The following is a 614-nucleotide window of genomic DNA, read 5'->3' as shown; positions in this document are numbered from 1 at the left end:
GAAAACATAAACATAACGAGGTTTTTTTTCGCTGGATTTAACAACAGTCAAAGCGTTCTTTGTTGACTGGGCATTAAAGAAAACGGCAGCAGGCGACGCAGCGGTTATGCAGTTTAATTTATCGCTGGGAGCGCTTCCGACGCGGCAAAGAAGCGGTATTTGCTGGAAGTGCAAAAAGTGCTTCATTATTGCCAGTCCAAATGTATGCGAATAACAACGCATGCACTCGTTGCAACAGGCTTGTCACGGCGTTCAGTATATTTATATGTTTGACAATTATTAGCGTCGCTTTATGCAATGTAAATACGTCTGAGAAATGTTTTGCAGATGCAGTGATACTAATATTATTAGCACCATGCACGCGTGCGGTACGGAGGTGGGTAATGGCTGCTGCGAGAACAAACAAGACCGTATTCGGCAAAGAAACCGAGTTTTCAGGCGAGTTATCATTTACTGACAATCTGGTGATAGCCGGTAAATTTGAGGGAGATATTCAGGCGACGGGCTATCTCGAAATAGCGAATTCGGCGGTCTGTACGGTCGGTGCGATGAAGTCAAATACCGTTGTTGTTTCGGGTAACGTAACGGGAAATATACAGGCAGCTTCGCTGCTT

The 614-nt window shown here is 44.8% G+C and carries 2 protein-coding genes; one reads left to right on the top strand and one right to left on the bottom strand.

The window, feature by feature from the left end:
* A partial coding sequence (locus AWU74_RS12840) for a hypothetical protein (RefSeq protein ID WP_238580244.1) occupies window positions 1–186 on the bottom strand: 186 nt, incomplete at its 3' end.
* A 197-nt stretch (window positions 187–383) separates the two neighbouring features.
* Between AWU74_RS12840 and AWU74_RS07390 the strand changes: the two genes are divergently transcribed.
* A partial coding sequence (locus AWU74_RS07390) for a bactofilin family protein (RefSeq protein WP_162505019.1) occupies window positions 384–614 on the top strand: 231 nt, incomplete at its 3' end.

This window comes from Treponema endosymbiont of Eucomonympha sp., from assembly GCF_001028545.1.
The sequence above is the reverse complement of the archived record's forward strand: the minus strand, read 5'-3'. Positions and strand labels throughout refer to the sequence as shown.